17 protein-coding genes are annotated in these 17,157 nt (G+C 30.3%); 12 read left to right on the forward strand and 5 right to left on the reverse strand.

Features of this window, described 5'->3' with window-relative positions; all coding sequences use genetic code 11:
* Positions 1 to 11: 11 nt before the first annotated feature.
* The gene (gene topA, locus CQA42_RS02440) at positions 12 to 2,204 is read right to left on the reverse strand and encodes a type I DNA topoisomerase (RefSeq protein ID WP_258865532.1); all 2,193 of its coding nucleotides are present in this window, start codon (positions 2,202 to 2,204) and stop codon (positions 12 to 14) included.
* 132 nt (positions 2,205 to 2,336) lie between these two features.
* On the opposite strand from topA, the gene CQA42_RS02445 reads away from it, so the two are divergent.
* Both CQA42_RS02445 and CQA42_RS02450 read left to right on the forward strand, forming a co-directional pair.
* Positions 2,337 to 3,878 carry a flagellin B gene (locus tag CQA42_RS02445; protein WP_115583093.1) on the forward strand — a complete coding sequence of 514 codons (1,542 nt, stop codon included), beginning with the start codon at positions 2,337 to 2,339 and terminating at the stop codon, positions 3,876 to 3,878.
* A 12-nt stretch (positions 3,879 to 3,890) separates the two neighbouring features.
* Positions 3,891 to 5,801, forward strand: coding sequence for a 6-hydroxymethylpterin diphosphokinase MptE-like protein (locus tag CQA42_RS02450; RefSeq protein WP_115583094.1), 1,911 nt, complete (start codon positions 3,891 to 3,893; stop codon positions 5,799 to 5,801).
* Here CQA42_RS02450 and tsaD read toward each other — a convergent pair.
* Positions 5,790 to 6,785, reverse strand: coding sequence for a tRNA (adenosine(37)-N6)-threonylcarbamoyltransferase complex transferase subunit TsaD (tsaD, locus tag CQA42_RS02455; RefSeq protein WP_115583131.1), 996 nt, complete (start codon positions 6,783 to 6,785; stop codon positions 5,790 to 5,792). The two genes, CQA42_RS02450 and tsaD, sit on opposite strands and share 12 nt — an antisense overlap.
* A gap of 59 nt (positions 6,786 to 6,844) precedes the next feature.
* On the opposite strand from tsaD, the gene CQA42_RS02460 reads away from it, so the two are divergent.
* Both CQA42_RS02460 and gatB read left to right on the forward strand, forming a co-directional pair.
* Positions 6,845 to 7,849, forward strand: a complete 1,005-nt coding sequence (locus CQA42_RS02460) for an agmatine deiminase family protein (protein WP_115583095.1) — start codon at positions 6,845 to 6,847, stop codon at positions 7,847 to 7,849.
* A 69-nt stretch (positions 7,850 to 7,918) separates the two neighbouring features.
* Positions 7,919 to 9,343, forward strand: a complete 1,425-nt coding sequence (gene gatB / locus CQA42_RS02465) for an Asp-tRNA(Asn)/Glu-tRNA(Gln) amidotransferase subunit GatB (RefSeq protein WP_115583096.1) — start codon at positions 7,919 to 7,921, stop codon at positions 9,341 to 9,343.
* 47 nt (positions 9,344 to 9,390) lie between these two features.
* On the opposite strand, the gene nspC is transcribed toward gatB, so the two are convergent.
* Complete coding sequence (gene nspC, locus CQA42_RS02470; protein ID WP_115583097.1) at positions 9,391 to 10,608, reverse strand: carboxynorspermidine decarboxylase; 1,218 nt, start codon at positions 10,606 to 10,608, stop codon at positions 9,391 to 9,393.
* A 76-nt stretch (positions 10,609 to 10,684) separates the two neighbouring features.
* On the opposite strand from nspC, the gene CQA42_RS02475 reads away from it, so the two are divergent.
* From CQA42_RS02475 to CQA42_RS02505, 7 genes are all read left to right on the forward strand, one after another.
* On the forward strand, positions 10,685 to 11,191 hold the full coding sequence (locus CQA42_RS02475) for a DUF2147 domain-containing protein (RefSeq protein ID WP_115583098.1): 507 nt from the start codon (positions 10,685 to 10,687) through the stop codon (positions 11,189 to 11,191).
* Complete coding sequence (locus CQA42_RS02480; protein ID WP_115583099.1) at positions 11,188 to 11,499, forward strand: YciI family protein; 312 nt, start codon at positions 11,188 to 11,190, stop codon at positions 11,497 to 11,499. The genes CQA42_RS02475 and CQA42_RS02480 overlap by 4 nt, the downstream gene beginning before the upstream one ends.
* Positions 11,492 to 12,679 carry an MFS transporter gene (locus CQA42_RS02485; RefSeq protein WP_115583100.1) on the forward strand — a complete coding sequence of 396 codons (1,188 nt, stop codon included), beginning with the start codon at positions 11,492 to 11,494 and terminating at the stop codon, positions 12,677 to 12,679. The genes CQA42_RS02480 and CQA42_RS02485 overlap by 8 nt, the downstream gene beginning before the upstream one ends.
* Before the next feature lie 28 nt (positions 12,680 to 12,707).
* Positions 12,708 to 13,205, forward strand: coding sequence for a 5-(carboxyamino)imidazole ribonucleotide mutase (gene purE, locus CQA42_RS02490; RefSeq protein WP_115583101.1), 498 nt, complete (start codon positions 12,708 to 12,710; stop codon positions 13,203 to 13,205).
* Positions 13,206 to 13,670 (forward strand): DUF3972 domain-containing protein, encoded by a 465-nt coding sequence (locus tag CQA42_RS02495; RefSeq protein ID WP_115583102.1) that lies wholly within the window; start codon positions 13,206 to 13,208, stop codon positions 13,668 to 13,670. It abuts the gene before it with no gap.
* A gap of 9 nt (positions 13,671 to 13,679) precedes the next feature.
* Positions 13,680 to 14,504 carry a DUF89 domain-containing protein gene (locus CQA42_RS02500; RefSeq protein WP_115583103.1) on the forward strand — a complete coding sequence of 275 codons (825 nt, stop codon included), beginning with the start codon at positions 13,680 to 13,682 and terminating at the stop codon, positions 14,502 to 14,504.
* Positions 14,505 to 14,598: 94 nt separating this feature from the next.
* Positions 14,599 to 15,150, forward strand: a complete 552-nt coding sequence (locus CQA42_RS02505) for a type II secretion system protein (protein ID WP_115583104.1) — start codon at positions 14,599 to 14,601, stop codon at positions 15,148 to 15,150.
* Between the two features lie 40 nt (positions 15,151 to 15,190).
* On the opposite strand, the gene CQA42_RS02510 is transcribed toward CQA42_RS02505, so the two are convergent.
* Positions 15,191 to 16,153, reverse strand: coding sequence for a DUF2972 domain-containing protein (locus CQA42_RS02510; protein WP_115583105.1), 963 nt, complete (start codon positions 16,151 to 16,153; stop codon positions 15,191 to 15,193).
* The gene (locus CQA42_RS02515) at positions 16,122 to 16,403 is read right to left on the reverse strand and encodes a hypothetical protein (RefSeq protein WP_115583106.1); all 282 of its coding nucleotides are present in this window, start codon (positions 16,401 to 16,403) and stop codon (positions 16,122 to 16,124) included. Before CQA42_RS02515 ends, CQA42_RS02510 begins: the two co-directional genes overlap by 32 nt.
* A 222-nt stretch (positions 16,404 to 16,625) precedes the next feature.
* Here CQA42_RS02515 and CQA42_RS02520 point away from each other — a divergent pair, with 222 nt between their 5' ends.
* Positions 16,626 to 17,156, forward strand: coding sequence for a type II secretion system protein (locus CQA42_RS02520; protein WP_115583107.1), 531 nt, complete (start codon positions 16,626 to 16,628; stop codon positions 17,154 to 17,156).
* The last annotated feature ends 1 nt before the right edge of the window (position 17,157 follow it).

Here is a 17,157-nt window from a genome sequence, read left to right on the forward strand (position 1 = left end):
AATCTCTTTTATCATTCTTTTATATCAACTTTAGCTTTACATTTTAAACAATAAAGATATTTTTTACTTTTTGTTTCTTTTTTTGCCATTAGATAGCCGCATTCCTCACATTTATTATTTGTTGGCTCATCATTGCTTATAAAATTACATTTTGGATAATTAGAACAACCATAAAATGCCCTTCTTTTAGAGAATCTTTTTATGATATCTCCACCACACATTGGGCAATTTACTCCCTCTAATATATTTTTTGATACTTGTTTTTGATTTTTTATATTTTTACATTTTGGATATCCGCTGCAAGCTATAAATTCGCCATATCTACCGACTTTTTTTACCATATCCTTGCCGCAAATTTCGCATTTCTCATCGATTATATCGCTTTCTTTTTCTCCTTTTATATATTTACATTTTGGATATCCGCTGCAAGCTATAAATTCACCATATCTGCCATTTCTAATTACAAGCTCTTTCCCACAATTTGGACAAGATTCTCCTGTTTGTTTTACTACTTTTAGTGAAGCTATATTTGTTTTACCATCGCTTACTTTTTTATTAAAAGGTTCATAAAAATCCCACAAAACACTTTGCCAATCAAGCTTAGAATCTGCGATTTTATCTAGCTTTTCTTCTAACTTTGCAGTAAAACTAGAATCTACAATCTCTAAAAAATTCTTCTCTAGCATATCAATGACTACAAATGATATATCCGTAGCAAAAATCTGCTTTTTTTCAATCTTTATATATTCTCTATTAGATAAAAGTGCTATTGTTGGTGCATATGTGCTTGGACGCCCGATACCTAATCCTTCTAACATTTTTACAAGTGAAGCTTCAGAGAATCTAGCTGGTGGCTCTGTTTGGTGAGTGTTTAGCTCACATTTATCAAGATCTAAATTAGAACCTTTCTTTAAAGGAGAGAGAATCTTATCTTTATCGCCACTTCCTAGAATCTTATGAAATCCATCAAAAATAAGCTTTGAGCCACTAGCTTTAAATACAGCTTTTTTATCACTTATAAATAAACTTTGAGATTCAAATATCGCATCACTGCTTTGTGAAGCTAAAAATCTATTATAAATTAATGTATAAAGTTTTAGCTCATCGCCTTTTAGATAATCTTTTGCGATACTTGGAGTAAAATCAATTCTTGTTGGACGAATGGCTTCATGTGCTTCTTGTGCAGATTTTTGCTTTGTAGTGTAGATTCTTGGTTTTTTTGGAATATAAGATTCTCCAAAACTCTCTTCAATGAGTTTCCTTGCTTCATCTTGTGCAACTTTAGCGATATTTAAACTATCTGTCCTCATATATGTAATAAGCCCCATAACACCTTGATCACTCAATGCACCCTCATATAATTTTTGAGCAATTTGCATAGTCTTTGATGGCGAATATCCAAGATTGCTAGATGCGCTTTGTTGCAAACTTGAAGTCATAAATGGCGGTGGTGGGGATACTTTTTTATTTTTTATATCTATTTCTTGGACAACAAAGCTAGAATCTTGTATGTATCTATGTATATCTTGTGCTTGTAATTTATCTTGCAATGTGAGTTTATCTATCTTTTTCCCTTCCCATTCTACTAGGATAGATTCTACTTTGTCCTTGCCATTTTTAAAAACTGCATCAATACTAAAATAAGTAATTGGTTTAAATCCTCTAATCTCTTTTTCCTTATCAACAACAAGTTTTAATGCACTGCTTTGCACTCTACCTGCACTAAGTCCTTTTTGTATTTTTTGATTTAAAAGAGGACTTAGCTTGAATCCTACGATTCTATCGAGTAATCTTCTAGTTTGCTGTGCATTTACCATATCTATATTTATATCTCTAGGATTTTTAAGAGAATCTAATATTGCTTTTTTTGTAATCTCATGAAATACAATGCGTGGAAAAGATACATTTTTATTAATGATTTGATTTATATGGTAGCCTATTGCTTCACCTTCTCTATCTTCATCAGTTGCGATATAAATGACATCTGCTTTATTTGCTAATTTTTTGATTTGTTCTATCACATCTTTATGGTCTTTTGACACTTCGTATTCTGGATTAAAATGCTTATCATCTATTTTGATTCCAAAATTATATTTTGGAAGATCTCTAATATGTCCTTTTGAAGCGATAACTACATAATCATCACTTAAAAAATTTTTGATTGTTTTAGCCTTAGCAGGCGATTCTACTATTATTAACTTCAAGTATTTTCCTTGCATTTGTTATAAAAATTTAGCATTTTAACACAAAAGAATCTTGCAAGTAAAATTTAATTAAAAAAATAATGGAATACTATTTGCTTTATATTGCTAAATTTTAAAAGCAAAGGAAGCAATATGAGTTTTAGGATTAATACAAATATTTCTGCATTAAATGCACATACAATAGGTGTGCAAAATAATAGAAGTATCCACAATTCACTAGAAAAACTTAGCTCAGGACTGAGATTAAATAAAGCAGCGGATGACGCTTCTGGTATGGCTATCGCAGATAGTCTTCGTTCTCAATCAGAAGCTTTAGGGCAGGCTGTTAGAAATGCAAATGATGCAATCGGTATGATACAAGTTGCCGATAAAGCTATGGATGAGCAATTAAAGATTCTAGACACAATAAAAACAAAAGCCGTGCAAGCTGCACAAGATGGGCAAACAACAGAAAGCAGAAGAGCTTTGCAAAGTGATATTATAAGGTTACTAGAAGAGTTAGATAATATTGCAAATACAACAAGTTTCAATGGGCAACAAATGCTATCTGGTAGCTTCTCAAATAAAGAATTTCAAATTGGTGCATATTCAAATACTACCATAAAAGCTTCCATAGGACCAACAAGTAGTGATAAAATAGGACATGTAAGAATGGAGAGTTCATCATTTTCTGGTTCTGGTATGGAGCCAGAAAATGGCAAGGACAATCTAACAGAAGTAGCACTAAAAGCAATTGAAGTAGATGGCGTAAATAGTTATGAATTAGAAACTGTTAAAATCTCTACATCTGCAGGAACAGGTATAGGCGTGCTAAGTGAAGTAATCAATAGATATTCAGATAAGCTTGGTATGAGAGCATCATATAATGTCATGGCAACAGGAAGCAGTGCTGTTATGTCTGGAACAATTCGAGGGCTTACAATAAATGGTGTCCAAATTGGTGCTATAAATGATGTTAGAAAAAATGATTCTGATGGAAGATTGATAAATGCAATCAATTCCGTAAAAGAGAGAACAGGGGTTGAGGCATTTACAGATATTACAGGAAGAATGAATCTAAGAAGCATAGATGGACGCGCAATTAGTATAAAAACACTTGAAGGACATGAAGTCTTTGGCGGTGGAAACTTTACTGGAATTGATGGAGATACTCATGCAGTAGTTGGACGTTTAAGCTTGGTTAGGACAGATGCAAGAGATATTATTATATCTGGTGTGAATTATAGCCATGTAGGATTCCATTCTGAACAAGGAATAGCAGAATACACAGTAAATCTAAGAGCACTAAGAGGTGAATTTGATGCAAATATCGCTTCTGCATCTGGAGCAAATGCAAATGTCGCACAAGCACAATTAAATATCAATGGTATTGGTGCAGGTGTAACAAGTCTAAGAGGTGCGATGGTTGTAATGGATATGGCAGAATCTGCAAGAGCGCAGCTTGATAAAATTAGAGCAGATATTGGTTCAGCACAAATCCAACTTATCGCAACAATAAATAATGTATCTGTTACGCAAGTAAATGTAAAAGCAGCAGAATCTCTAATTAGAGATGTGGATTTTGCCGCAGAGAGTGCGACATTTAGCAAGCACAATATATTGGCACAATCAGGTAGCTTTGCTATGGCACAAGCAAATCTAGTTCAACAAAATGTCCTAAGATTGCTTCAATAAATCGATTAAATAATGGATATTTATTCAAAGAATCTTGAAGTTATAAAAACAATAGATTCTACTTTATATGAATTATTAATAAATATAAAGCCAAATGAAAATCTTGAGATTTTCATAGGCAAAGATTCTGCAGATATAAACTTTTTTGATAAAAAACATAATAGATTCTTGTTTGATAAAAATGGCGTTGATTTCACCATCAATAAAATAAATGAATTTAATGAATTTAGCCTATATCCGTATTTTTATTGTTTTGGTATTGGCAATGGAATCTTTTATAAAATACTAATTGCAAATCAAAATATTAAGCGATTAATTGTCATTGAGCCAAATATAGAAATATTATTTAGCGTGCTAAATCTAGTAGATTTTAAAGAAGAGTTAAAATCAAAAAGACTTATTTTGCTATATTCAAAAAATCAGAGTATAGAGACTTTATCACCATTTTTACACCAAAATCGCTACGCATTAATATATACAAAACTATATAATTTGCATATTTTTAATGAATATTATGATTTGTTTATAGATGAAGCAAGTAGGATAAATAAGCTATTTATTGAGATTATTGAACATGGTGTAATAAGTATAGGAAATGATTCAAAAGATGCAATCACAGGGGTAAAACAACATATAGAGAATCTTCCTTTAATGCTTCAAACCCCAAGCCTAATAAATTTAATAAAAAATGCAAAAAATACAAATACTGCTATCATAGTTTCAACTGGTCCATCACTAAATAAACAGCTAAAAAGATTAAAAGAAATAGCGCCATATGTAAGTATATTTTGCATTGATGCATCATTTCCAATACTCTCAAAAAACGATATCAAACCAGATATTGTTTTATCATTAGAAAGAGTAAAAGAAAGTGCTAGATTCTACAAAGACACACCAAAAGAATATTTTAATAATGTTATATTTGAAGCTACATCAATTGTCCATCAAGATTTAATAAAAGAAATTCAAAGCAAAGGTGGGGAATTACAAATTAGTGAGCGACCATTTGGATATACGCATTATTTTGGATTTGATGAATATGGATATTTAGGCATTGGAATGAGTGCTGCAAATATGGCTTATGAGCTAGTTGTGCATTGTGGCTTTGAGAAATGTATATTGATAGGGCAAGATTTAGCTTTTGGAGATGATGGCACAAGTCATAGCATAGGTGCAGTATATGGTGAAAGAGAAATAAAAAAACAAGATTCTAATATTTTTCTACCAAAATATGGAAGCACAAAATATGGTAATAATGAAATGGTAGAATCTACAAAAGTTTGGAAGCTATTTTGGACTTTTTTTGTAAAAGATATATATGATACAAAAGATAGGATAAAAGTCATAAATGCTACAGAAGGTGGTGCTCACATACCTGGCACAATAGAACTTAGCTTTAAAGAGGCTACAAAAGATATAGATACAACTTGCACAAAAAAACAAATAAAACTAACAAAACCAAATCAATCCCAAATACAAAGCAATCTAAAAATAGCAAGAAAAAAAGTAGAAGAGATTCTAAAATATGGAAATGCAAAAAAACAAAAAATAGAGAATCTATTCTTAAGGGTTGCAAAAAAAGTAGATGAATTAGAAGAATTAAACAAACAAAATAATATAGAATCTTTTGATTTTAAGAGCTTAGAGAGTATATTTGATGAGATTGAAGAGATAAAAGGACTATTTAAAAGCAAGAAATTTATTAGTATTTTCAATGAAGCTTCACAAGCATATATTTTTCATCAAGAAATGGAACTTGCAAAAATTATTACAAAACACACAAGCAATGAAATAGAAATCCAAGTAAAAAAAATAGAATGGCTTTTTGCACATAAACAATGGCTATTTTGCCTCGCTGGCTGTATGGATAGTGTGCTATTTTGCGTAAAAGAAAGTTTTGATAAATGGGATTTAGAATCTTGATTTTGGTGAAATATCTAAATCATTCATATCTATAAATTGTTTCAATTTATACGCCTCAATAGCGCATCTGCCAATCATCGCTGCATTGTCACTACAAAATTCTAGCGGTGCAAATAAAATCTCTTTATTATAATCATTACACAATGAAATAAGATTCTCTCGTAAAACCATATTTGCGCTTGCTCCACCAACAACACCAAAATATTTAATATTTTTTGCACTAGATTCTAAATAAATTTTACTTTTTTTAATGATATGTGAAATAGCGCTTTTTTGAAATGCAAAACAAATATCATCTATCAAATTGTCATTAAGTTTTTTATCTTGCAAAAATAATCTCACAGCATTTTTAAGCCCAGAAAAACTAAATGCAAGATCTTTATTGTGAATAAGTGGGATTGGAAAAGTGATATTATCTTTTCCATTTTTTGCTCTAGATTCTATGATAGGACCTCCAGGATACGAAAGACTTAGCATTTTTGCAACCTTATCAAATGCCTCACCAAAACTATCATCAAGAGTGCCTGCAATAATCCTAATATCATTATAAGAATAAGCCTCTATTATCAAGGTATGTCCGCCAGATAGCAATAAAATAGCAAGTGGAAAAATACTCTCTTTTTCTAAAAATAAAGAATAAATATGCCCTTTTAGGTGATTTATATTTAAAAGTGGAGCTTTGAGGCTTAAATGAAGTGCTTTTGCCATCATCACACCTTCAATAAGCGATACGCTAAGCCCTGGTTCATTTGTAACTGCTATCCCTGCAATATCACCAAAATCAATATTTTTATCTCTTAGATTGCAAAGTATTTTTGGTAACATCACAGCATGAAGTCTTGAAGCGATTTCTGGCACTACACCGCCATAATTTGAATGCTCTAAGTCTTGAGAAATTTTTTGATGAAATAAAATTTTATAATCATCTATTCTTGTTATTGCAATACTGCTATCATCACAACTGCTTTCAATACTTAAAATCAAATCCAAAATACAACGCTCTTTTTGTTAAAATTATAACCTAAAATATCGTAAGGATAAAAATGCAAAATAAAGAATTAAGGTTTATAGGTGAATGGGAAAAACAAAGCTATACTATACTTGCTATGCCACATATTGATAGTGATTGGAGTGAGTATTTAATAGAAGCACAAGATAAAATGATTAGATTTGCAAAAGAGATTGCAAGATTTCAAAAAGTCATTATGCTTTATAAATATGAAAAAGATATAAAAAAACTAAAAAATAATAAACAGATTCTACTAATAAATATTGCTACAAATGATACTTGGTGCAGGGATTTTTGCATGATTAGCTGCAAGAAAAATAATAAAATTGTTTTTCTTGATTTTGTATTTAATGCGTGGGGTATGAAATATCCTGCATATCTTGATAATCAAGTATCAAGAAAACTATTTGCTACAAATATTTTCAAAAATACAAAACTAAAATCAAAGCATTTTATTTTAGAAGGTGGCAGCATTGATAGCAATGGAAATGGAATAATTTTGACTACATCAACATGTCTTTTAGAAAAAAATAGAAATAATATTAGCAAAGAAAAAATAACTAAAAAGCTAAAAAAATATTTTAATGTAAAAAAGATTCTATGGCTTGATAATGGCTATTTAAGCGGTGATGATACAGATTGTCATATCGATAATTTAGCTAGATTTGTGGATAAAAATACTATTTGTTATCTAAAATGCTATGATGAAAATGATGAACATTTTCATGCTCTAAATAAAATGGAAAATGAATTAAAAAAGTTAAAAAATTTAGATAATAAATCTTTTTCTCTCATACCAATTCCTATGCCAAAAGCAGTATTTTATAAAAACAAAAGACTTCCTGCTAGCTACATAAACTTTTTATTTATCAATAATGCCCTGCTTGTGCCAATATTTGATGATGAAAATGACAAGATTGCAATAAATATTTTTAAAAAAATATGTAAAGATAGAGAAATAATACCAATAGATTCTAGAATCTTTTTAAGACAAGGCGGTTCTTTGCATTGTCTAAGTATGAATGTAGCTAAAATTTGATTTTTAAATTAAAGTGCCATTTAATAAATTTGCAAGTAGAATCTTGCATTTATTTTTAAAGGTTTTTATATGGATTTTGAAACTATCATTGGACTAGAAGTGCATGTTCAGCTAAGTACAAAAACAAAGATTTTTTGCTCATGTGCTACAAGCTTTGGAGAAAATGCAAATACAAATGTCTGCCCTACTTGTTTGGGATTGCCCGGAGCATTACCTGTATTAAACAAAGAAGCTTTAAAAAAAGCAATTTTATTTGGAAATGCGATAAACGCACAGATTAATCAAGATTCTATATTTGCAAGAAAAAATTATTTTTATCCAGATTTACCAAAAGCTTATCAAATAAGCCAATTTGAACGACCGATCGTAGGCAAAGGAAGTATAAATATTGAAGTTGGTGATACAAATAAAACTATAAATATCACAAGAGCACATTTAGAAGAAGATGCCGGAAAAAATATACATCAAGACAATTATTCACAAGTTGATTTAAATCGTGCTTGCACGCCACTACTTGAAATCGTAAGTGAGCCTGATATGAGAAGTAGCAATGAAGCTATCGCATATCTTAAAAAACTCCATTCAATCGTGCGTTTTATAGAAATCTCTGATGCAAATATGCAAGAAGGGAGCTTTCGTTGTGATGCAAATGTATCAATCCGCCCAAAAGGAGATAGTAATTTTTATACAAGAGTTGAAATAAAAAACCTAAATAGTTTTAAATTTATTCAAAAAGCTATTGATTATGAAGTAGAAAGACAAATACAAGCATGGGAAGATGGAGTATATAAAAGTGAAATAGTCCAAGAAACAAGGCTTTTTGATACACAAAAAGGCACTACAAGAAGTATGCGAAACAAAGAAGAATCTGCTGATTATCGTTATTTTAGTGACCCTGACTTATTAAGAGTGCATATCCCGCAAGACTTACTTGATAGTTGTAAAAATTTGCCAGAATTACCAGATGAAAAGCTAAATAGATTTGTAAATGAATTAAATATCAAAAAAGATGATGCAAAGATTCTCATTAGCTCGCTTGAAATGGCAAGATTTTTTGAAGATATGTTATCTTTTGGTGCAAGTATAAAAAATAGTTCATCTTGGCTTTTAGTAGAATTGCTTGGAAAACTCAAAGGTGAAGTAAATCTAAATAATTGCGGCATCACTTCGCTAGGATTGGCTACTTTAGTAAAGCGAATTGATGAGGGTAAGATAAGCGGAAAAAGTGCAAAAGAGATTCTAGATGCAATGCTAGAATCTAAAAATAATGATGTAGATCACTTTATAAAATCACTAGGTTTAGAGCAAGTAAATGATGATGGGGCAATAATAAAAGTAGTAGATGAAGTGATTAATGCAAATAGTGATAAAGTAGAAGAATACAAAAATGGTAAAGAAAAATTACTTGGATTTTTTGTAGGACAAGTATTAAAAAATCTAAAAGGTGTAAATCCAGCAAAAGTAAATGAGATTTTAAAAGAAAAATTAAAATAAAAAAATCAAATACTAAGGTTGCATAAAAGTAGAATCTATTTCAGATTCTACCCATTTCTATATTTATAATCATCATAGCCAAACTCACGCACAATTTCAAAATCTCCATTTTCTTTTAAGATAGCCAAATCTGGAAGTGGGATTCCATTAAAAGTATTATTTTTTACGATTGTATAGTGAATCATATCCTCTATAATGATTTTATCGCCGATTTTTAGCTCTTTATCAAATTCATAATCACCTATTACATCACCAGCAAGGCAGCTTGGTGCTCCAAGTCTATATGAAAAATCATTATCAATAGATTCTAAATTGATTATTTTTGCACCGCGAATTTGTGGTATATATGGCATTTCAAGACAATCTGGCATATGAGCTGCTGCACTTAGATTTGTAATTGCAATTTTATATTTATTTGTGATAATATCTCTTACTTCTCCTACTAAGCTTCCAGTTTGCCAACCTACAGCTTCACCTGGCTCTAAATATACATCTATACCCCCAAATTCATCTCTAAAATCATTGATGATTTTAATCAATAAATCTATATCATAATCATTTCTTGTGATATGATGTCCGCCACCAAAATTTACCCATTTCATATCTTTTATATATTCTCCAAAATGCTTTTTAAAATGGATTAATGTTCTTTGCAGTGCATCACTATTTTGCTCACAATGAGTATGAAAATGAATTCCACTAACTTTTGATAACAAATGCAATCCTTTTTTAAATTCGCTAGGAATCATTCCAAGCCTAGAGCCATCTATACAAGGATTATAAATTGCAGGGCTTACTTCAGAATAAAGTGGATTCACTCTAAGCCCTATATCGATATCATATCCATTTAATAATGGATAAAACATCTCTAATTGATTGATAGAATTAAAAATAATATGATTTGAAATAGGAAGCAATTCTAAAATCTCTTTTTTACTAAATGCAGGTGAAAATACTGCGATTTGAGAATCTTTATTATATTTTTTAAATTCTTCAAATCCAAGTCTTGCCTCATAGATTCCGCTTGCTGTAATGCCACTTAAATATTTTGAAACCAAATCAAAACTACTCCAAAATGCAAAACCCTTTAATGCAAGTAAAATCTTTGCACCAGTATTTTTTTGAACATAATCTAAAATCTCTAAGTTGTATCTTAGTTTTGAGATTTCTAGCACATAAGTTGGTTTTGTTATTTTGTGTAGTATTTTTTCTATTTGTGAATTTGGTGGAGATGATTTTATATATTGCAATGTTTTATCTTTCATTTAAAAATCCCATAATTAATCTTAAATTGTTATAATACACGCTTTTAACTTTAGATTTTGGATAAATAAGAAATAAATGAAAATAATAATATATTTAATAATATTTGCAATGCAGCTCTTTGCAGATACAAAAATAAATGAAAATGATATAAATGGTATATGGGAAATACCAGAGGAAATAGAGGGGTTTGCATCAATTGGTGAGATTTTTACACAAGATAAAATTGCGCATGCATACGCATTTGCATATGCTAAAAAAGCAGGTGACAAGCTAGTTCCTAGAATCTTAGATGATGAAAATAAAAATGCAAACAATCTAAAAGGCAAAATATTTCTATCAAATTTAGAATTTAATGGAAAAAAATGGGTAAATGGCAGAATCTACAATCCAAATAATGGTGGTGTTTATTATGCTGAAGCACATTTATCGCAGGATAAAAATACACTTTTTATAAAAACTAGCATTGATAGTTTTGGTATTATTGGCATTACTCTAAAATGGTATAGAATCCAAGATACAAAATATACACCGCTAAATCACGATGAAGTAATAATGATAGATGAACTAAAGGAAAATAAATGAATAAACTTTTTTTGATAAAAATAACATACATCAAGCCTATAGAAATAGTAGAAAAAATACGTCCTATGCATAGAGATTATCTAAAAGAAGGATACAAAAATAAATTGCTTTTATTAAGTGGTCCGCACAAAGAATATAATAACAAGCTTGGTGGAATTATCATTGGTAAATTTAAAGATATGGCACAAGCAGATAATTTTGCAAAAAATGATCCTTTTTATCTAAATCAAACTGCAACATATGAGATTATTGAGTTTGAAGCAGTGCTTTTTGATAATACATTAGAAAAACTATTTTGCAATGAATAAACAAAAATTAGTAGATACAAGATTTTTTTATTTTATATTACTTTGTATATCTGCTATGACAGCACTTGGAAGTATTGTGATAGCACCATCATTGCCATATTTAGAAAAACATTTTAATAATGTAGCAAATATCGCTTATTTATCAAAATTAGTTTTGACAATACCAGCAATATTTATCGTCTTTTTCTCACCAATTAGTGGATATTTATTTGATAAATATAAACGATTAAATCTTTTATATCCAGCAATGCTTATTTGGGGAATTAGCGGAGTTAGCGGATTTTTCTTAGATAATATTTATTATATTTTAATATCTAGGGCTATATTTGGTATAGCAAATGCATTTGTGATGACTGGAGCTAGCGCATTAATAGCAGATTATTATACAGGCACAAAAAGAGAAAAAGCACTAATAGCTAAGAGTTTAGGTTATGCATTTATTAGTGCTATATGCGTAATTTTGGGAGGATTTTTAGCAAAAATATCTTGGAGATATCCATTTTTGATATATGGCATTGCATTTGTGATTTTTCTTTTTGCAATTTTTTTATTATTTGAGCCTAAAAAAAGCGATATGATAAATAAAAATATAAAAGATATAAATTTTAATTTTTTTACATTTTTGCCAATTTATACATTTAGTTTTTTAGGGATAGCATTATTTTACATAGCACCTACACAAGTGCCATTTGTAATAACAAATATATTACAAAAAAGTGGAGATTTTATAGGTTATGGCTTAGCACTTATTTTTATATGTAGTGCTAGCGTATCTATTTTTTATACAAAAATTAGACAAGTCTTAAGCCTATATTCTATGTATAGCCTATGTTTTGGTGCTATTGGCATTGGACTATGTATCATAAAAATATTTCAATCATATCCTATGACATTAATTGCACTTAGTGCTATTGGATTTGGACTTGGAATCCTTCTTATAACAAATTCAATTTGGCTTTTCTCGCTAACAAATCAACATAATAGAGCAAAAGCATATGGATTCTTGGTGAGTTCAGTTTTTATTGCTCAATTTTCCTCACCACTTCTTACACAACCTATTGTTGGAAAATTTGGGCTTTTAAATATGTTTTTAGTTTTTGGGTTAATCTCATTTTTCATAGCTACTATGTTTTTAATAAAATCATTTATAAAAAATAAAAGGCAAAACCCTGTAAAATAACAAAATCAAAAAAAATAAAAGGGTAAAAATGGAATTTATAAGCATTATTATGGGAAGTAAAAGCGATTGGAATATTATGCAAGAATGTGTAGATGTGCTAAAAAAATTTGACTGCGCATTTGAAGTAACAATAAGCTCTGCACACAGAAGCCCCCAAAGAACAAAAGAATATATCAATGAGGCACAAAATAGAGGAGCTTGTGTATTTATTGCTGCTGCTGGTATGGCTGCACACCTTGCAGGAAGTATAGCAGCTATTACTACAAAGCCAGTAATTGGAGTGCCACTAGATTCTAGCTCGCTAAATGGATTGGATTCGCTTTTATCAACCGCACAAATGCCAAGTGGAATCCCTGTTGCAACAATGGCTATTGGTAAAAGTGGAGCGATAAATGCGGCGTATTTGGCTATGCAAATTCTTGCTTTGAGCAATGCTGAACTTAATGGAAAACTAATAGAAGATAGAGTAATTAAAAGTAAAAAAGTTGAGTTAGATTCAAATGAGATAGAAATTAGGATTGTATAAATGAAAGAAAACTGGATTAGATTTGAAGAATTTCTAAATATCACAGGACTTAATGCAGAACAAGCAAAAAAAATGATTACAAGCAATCAAATAAATGCTAAATACATCAATGATGCTTTGTATGTTGATAGCATTAGTGGCACAAATGCACTCATAAAAACTACACAAAATACGCTTGTAGCAAAAAGCTTGGATTCTGATTTTGTAGAACAAAGCATTGGAACTATATTAAATTTGCATGAAAAAGTCGTAGAAGCAAAAAATGAAACGATTCTAGCGATAAAAAATGAAAATCAATTTCTAAAAGATTCTCTACTTAGTGCAAAAGAAGCCCAAATGGATGATAAAAAGATGATTGAGAATCTCCGCATAGAATTAGAGCAAAAAAAACAAGAATTAGAATCTATAAACAGAAAATACAAGCTTATGTGGGGTAAAACACTAAATAAAACTAATAATATCTAAGGATTTTTTTTGAATCTAAAAAATGAATGCAAAATATGCCTATATCATCAAATTAAACGTTTTTTAAATGGTAAAAATGAAGAAATACTAGATGTAATAAAAAATAAAATTGAAAAGTTAGATACAAATTTACCCCCACCACAAGCTGCTATAAAGATATATGAAATCCTAGCTAAGAATCTAAAATGTGATGATCCATACAAACAAATAAAACAAGATTCTATTAATCTTGCAAAAATAATTAGCAAAACCCTAAGAGCAAATACCCTATCTCAAGCACTCAAAGCCTCTGTAATTGGAAATGCTATTGATTATGGTTCGCAAAATAGCGAAGATATTCAATATGCCTTACAAAAAACAATGAATGAAGAATTTGCAATCAATGATATTGATAAATTTAAAAATGCCCTACTCCGAGCAAAAAATATACTTTTTATCGCAGATAATGCTGGTGAAAATTATTTTGATGAAATATTGCTTAGATTTATAAAACAACATTATGACATAACAATCACCTATGCCGTGCGAGGAAAACCAATCATAAATGATTTAACGCTAAATGATATAAAAGAGCATAAAAGTTTATTTGAAATATGCAATGTAATAGATAGCGGTGTGCCATCTCCGGGTTTTATATATGATTTTGCAAATGACGAAGCAAAAAAATATTTTGACAATGCATCAATCATATTTGCAAAAGGTATGGGGAATTTTGAATGTTTAGAATCTATAAAAGACAAAAGATTGTTTTTATTGTTCAAAATAAAATGTAGCGTAGTTAGCGAATTTACAGGACAGATTCAAAATAAATTAATTTTTCTAAATAATTATTAGCTTTTAAGAATAGATTCAAAAAAAAAATGTTTAAATTCTATTTACTTTTACTCTACTGGAGTTAAAAGAAATTGTTATTAAGAAGGAGTTTGGAATGAAAAGAAGTGGATTTAGTATGATTGAGTTGGTTTTCGTTATCGTTATACTAGGGGTTTTAGCAGCAGTTGCTGTGCCTAGATTTGTAACAACAAGGACAGATGCACAAGTGGCAATGGCAAGAAGTGATATTGCTTCTGTATTAAAAGCAATCCCTGCAAGAGTATTTGCAGAAAATATTGACCCTACAGCATCAACTCCTACTGGATTTAGTTCATGGGGTGATTGGATGATAGATACAGGAGGATTAGATAGAGGTAGATGGAAAGCCGGAACAGGTGGTGGTGGAGCAAAGGGTCCTGGAATCGAACCACTTGGTAATGTTGTAACACAAAGTGGAAGCAATCAAACTGGTGGATGTGGACATATTATTCAGTTAGATACAACTACAGGAAATCTAATTTTTGATCCAAACCAAATAAGCGGTGTAAATGGCGGTCCAAATAGCGGTGGAAATAGTGGAACATTCTGCAAAGCACTAAAAGAATCTTATCCAAGTGGTTCAAATAGAATCATCCCACTTGCTACAACTGGAGCTGTAAAATTCTAAATATTCTTAAAAGATTCTAGCTTAAGCTAGAATCTAAAAACTACTTAGATTCTAACATTGTTAAAAACATCTTATAACTTCCCCAAGATTCTACAATTTGTGGGCATTTTTCTTTTAGATGTATAATTTGTTTTTCAATAACTTCTGCTAAATCATATGCTACCTTAGGGTGTGCCTCCAAAGTTGAAATAAATACTTCTAAAGTAACTTTATTATCAATATATAATTTAGTTTTATCATATATCATTTTTATTTGAGAATCTATAATCTTAAAAAGCTCACTATACAATGTATCAGGGAAGTGCTTTGAGGTCGTAGATATATAAAATTTATTATTTGGAAAAAGGTGATGGGTGTAGTCTTTTTTGATATACAAACATTTATCTTTAGCATGATAAAGTGGAAACGCATCACTTGAACTAAAATGCCCCTCAAAAACACTTACAAAAATTTTATGTCCATTTATTGTAAGCGTTATAGGCATAACTCGCGTTAGCCAGTCATTAACGCGTATATTAAAATCTTGATTTTTTGGGAGGGAAAACCCAAGAAAAGAGGCTACTTTCTCCATACCACCCAAAGCAGATTCTCCTACTAACTCTTTCATATCGATATAGAGTATTTCTTTTACAAATGGCTCAATTTGTTTATAATTAGCATAAAAACCAATCGTTGTTGCATAGGGCACTGCTCCACTTGTTCTTAATGCTTGTAAGTGTGTAAGAATATACTCTGATGTATTTTGACATTTTGTATTATAATTTAAAGCAGAGATAAGTATATCTATAGGATCTCGCACAAGGCAAATAGTTGGCACTTTATGTGAAAGGTGAGTTTTTATCCATTGTGGTTTTTTAGGAGTAGCACCATCAAGCGTAATGCCCCAAGCAGCATAATCACTATTAAGCAATAATTCAGCTTTAAGAGCTAGTGAAAAGTCATTTGCTACTTCATCACGCAAAACATGCATACTAATAGGTAATACCCCCCCCCATATCAGCATTATAAGCAATATTATTTGTCTGTAAATTTTTTATACGCAAAAGCGAGATAAAATAAAGCAATGAGTGAAATCCAGCTCCATGCGTCCCAAGTGTAATAAATGAGTATGTTTTAGGAATATATAATTTATATACTCGTGAAATTAATGTAAGAAATAATTTTATATAAATCTTTGTAAGAAAAAAATTTAATCCATAACAATTGATAAAATCCTTGCATTTTTCATATTTGCTTTGTATAAAAGATAACATATACCTTCCTTTGATTTGGAGTAAAAGAATGAAAAAATAAAATTATAATATTAGATACTTTAGCATTATCTATTTTTACTCTAAAAAACCTAGAATCTAAATTTTTCTATTTTATTACTCTTTTAATAAGCTTTTTAAGGAAGTATTCAAAAAAAAAAATGTTTAAATTTCATTAACTTTTATCCTAAATGGATTTAAGGAATTTATTATTGGAGAAAGAAAATGAAAAGAAATGGATTTTCAATGATTGAATTAGTATTCGTTATCGTTATTTTAGGTGTGCTTGCTGCTGTTGCTGTGCCTAGATTCGTAACTACAAGGACAGATGCGCAAGTGGCAATGGCAAGAAGTGATATTGCTTCTACACTAAAAGCAATCCCTGCAAGAGTTTTTGCAGAAAACCTAGACCCTACACAATCAGCTCCTGCTGGATTTTCAAATTGGGGTGAGTGGATGATAGATACAGGAGGACTAGATAAAGGTAGATGGAAATCTGGTGGAAATGATATTCAACCACAAGGAAATGGAACAACAGCTAATAATGGACACACAACACACCAACAAGTTGGTTGTGGAAGTATTATATCAATAGAGCCTGCAACTGGAAACTTAATCTTTGACCCAAATAAAATTGCTGGTACAGCAGCTAATGGTGGTAGTGGAGGAACTTTTTGTAAAGCACTAAAAGAATCTTACCCAAGTGGATCAAATAGAATTATCCCACTTGCTACAACTGGAGCAGTGAAATTCTAAA

Source organism: Helicobacter sp. MIT 99-5507 (genome assembly GCF_003364295.1).
GTDB lineage: Bacteria > Campylobacterota > Campylobacteria > Campylobacterales > Helicobacteraceae > NHYM01.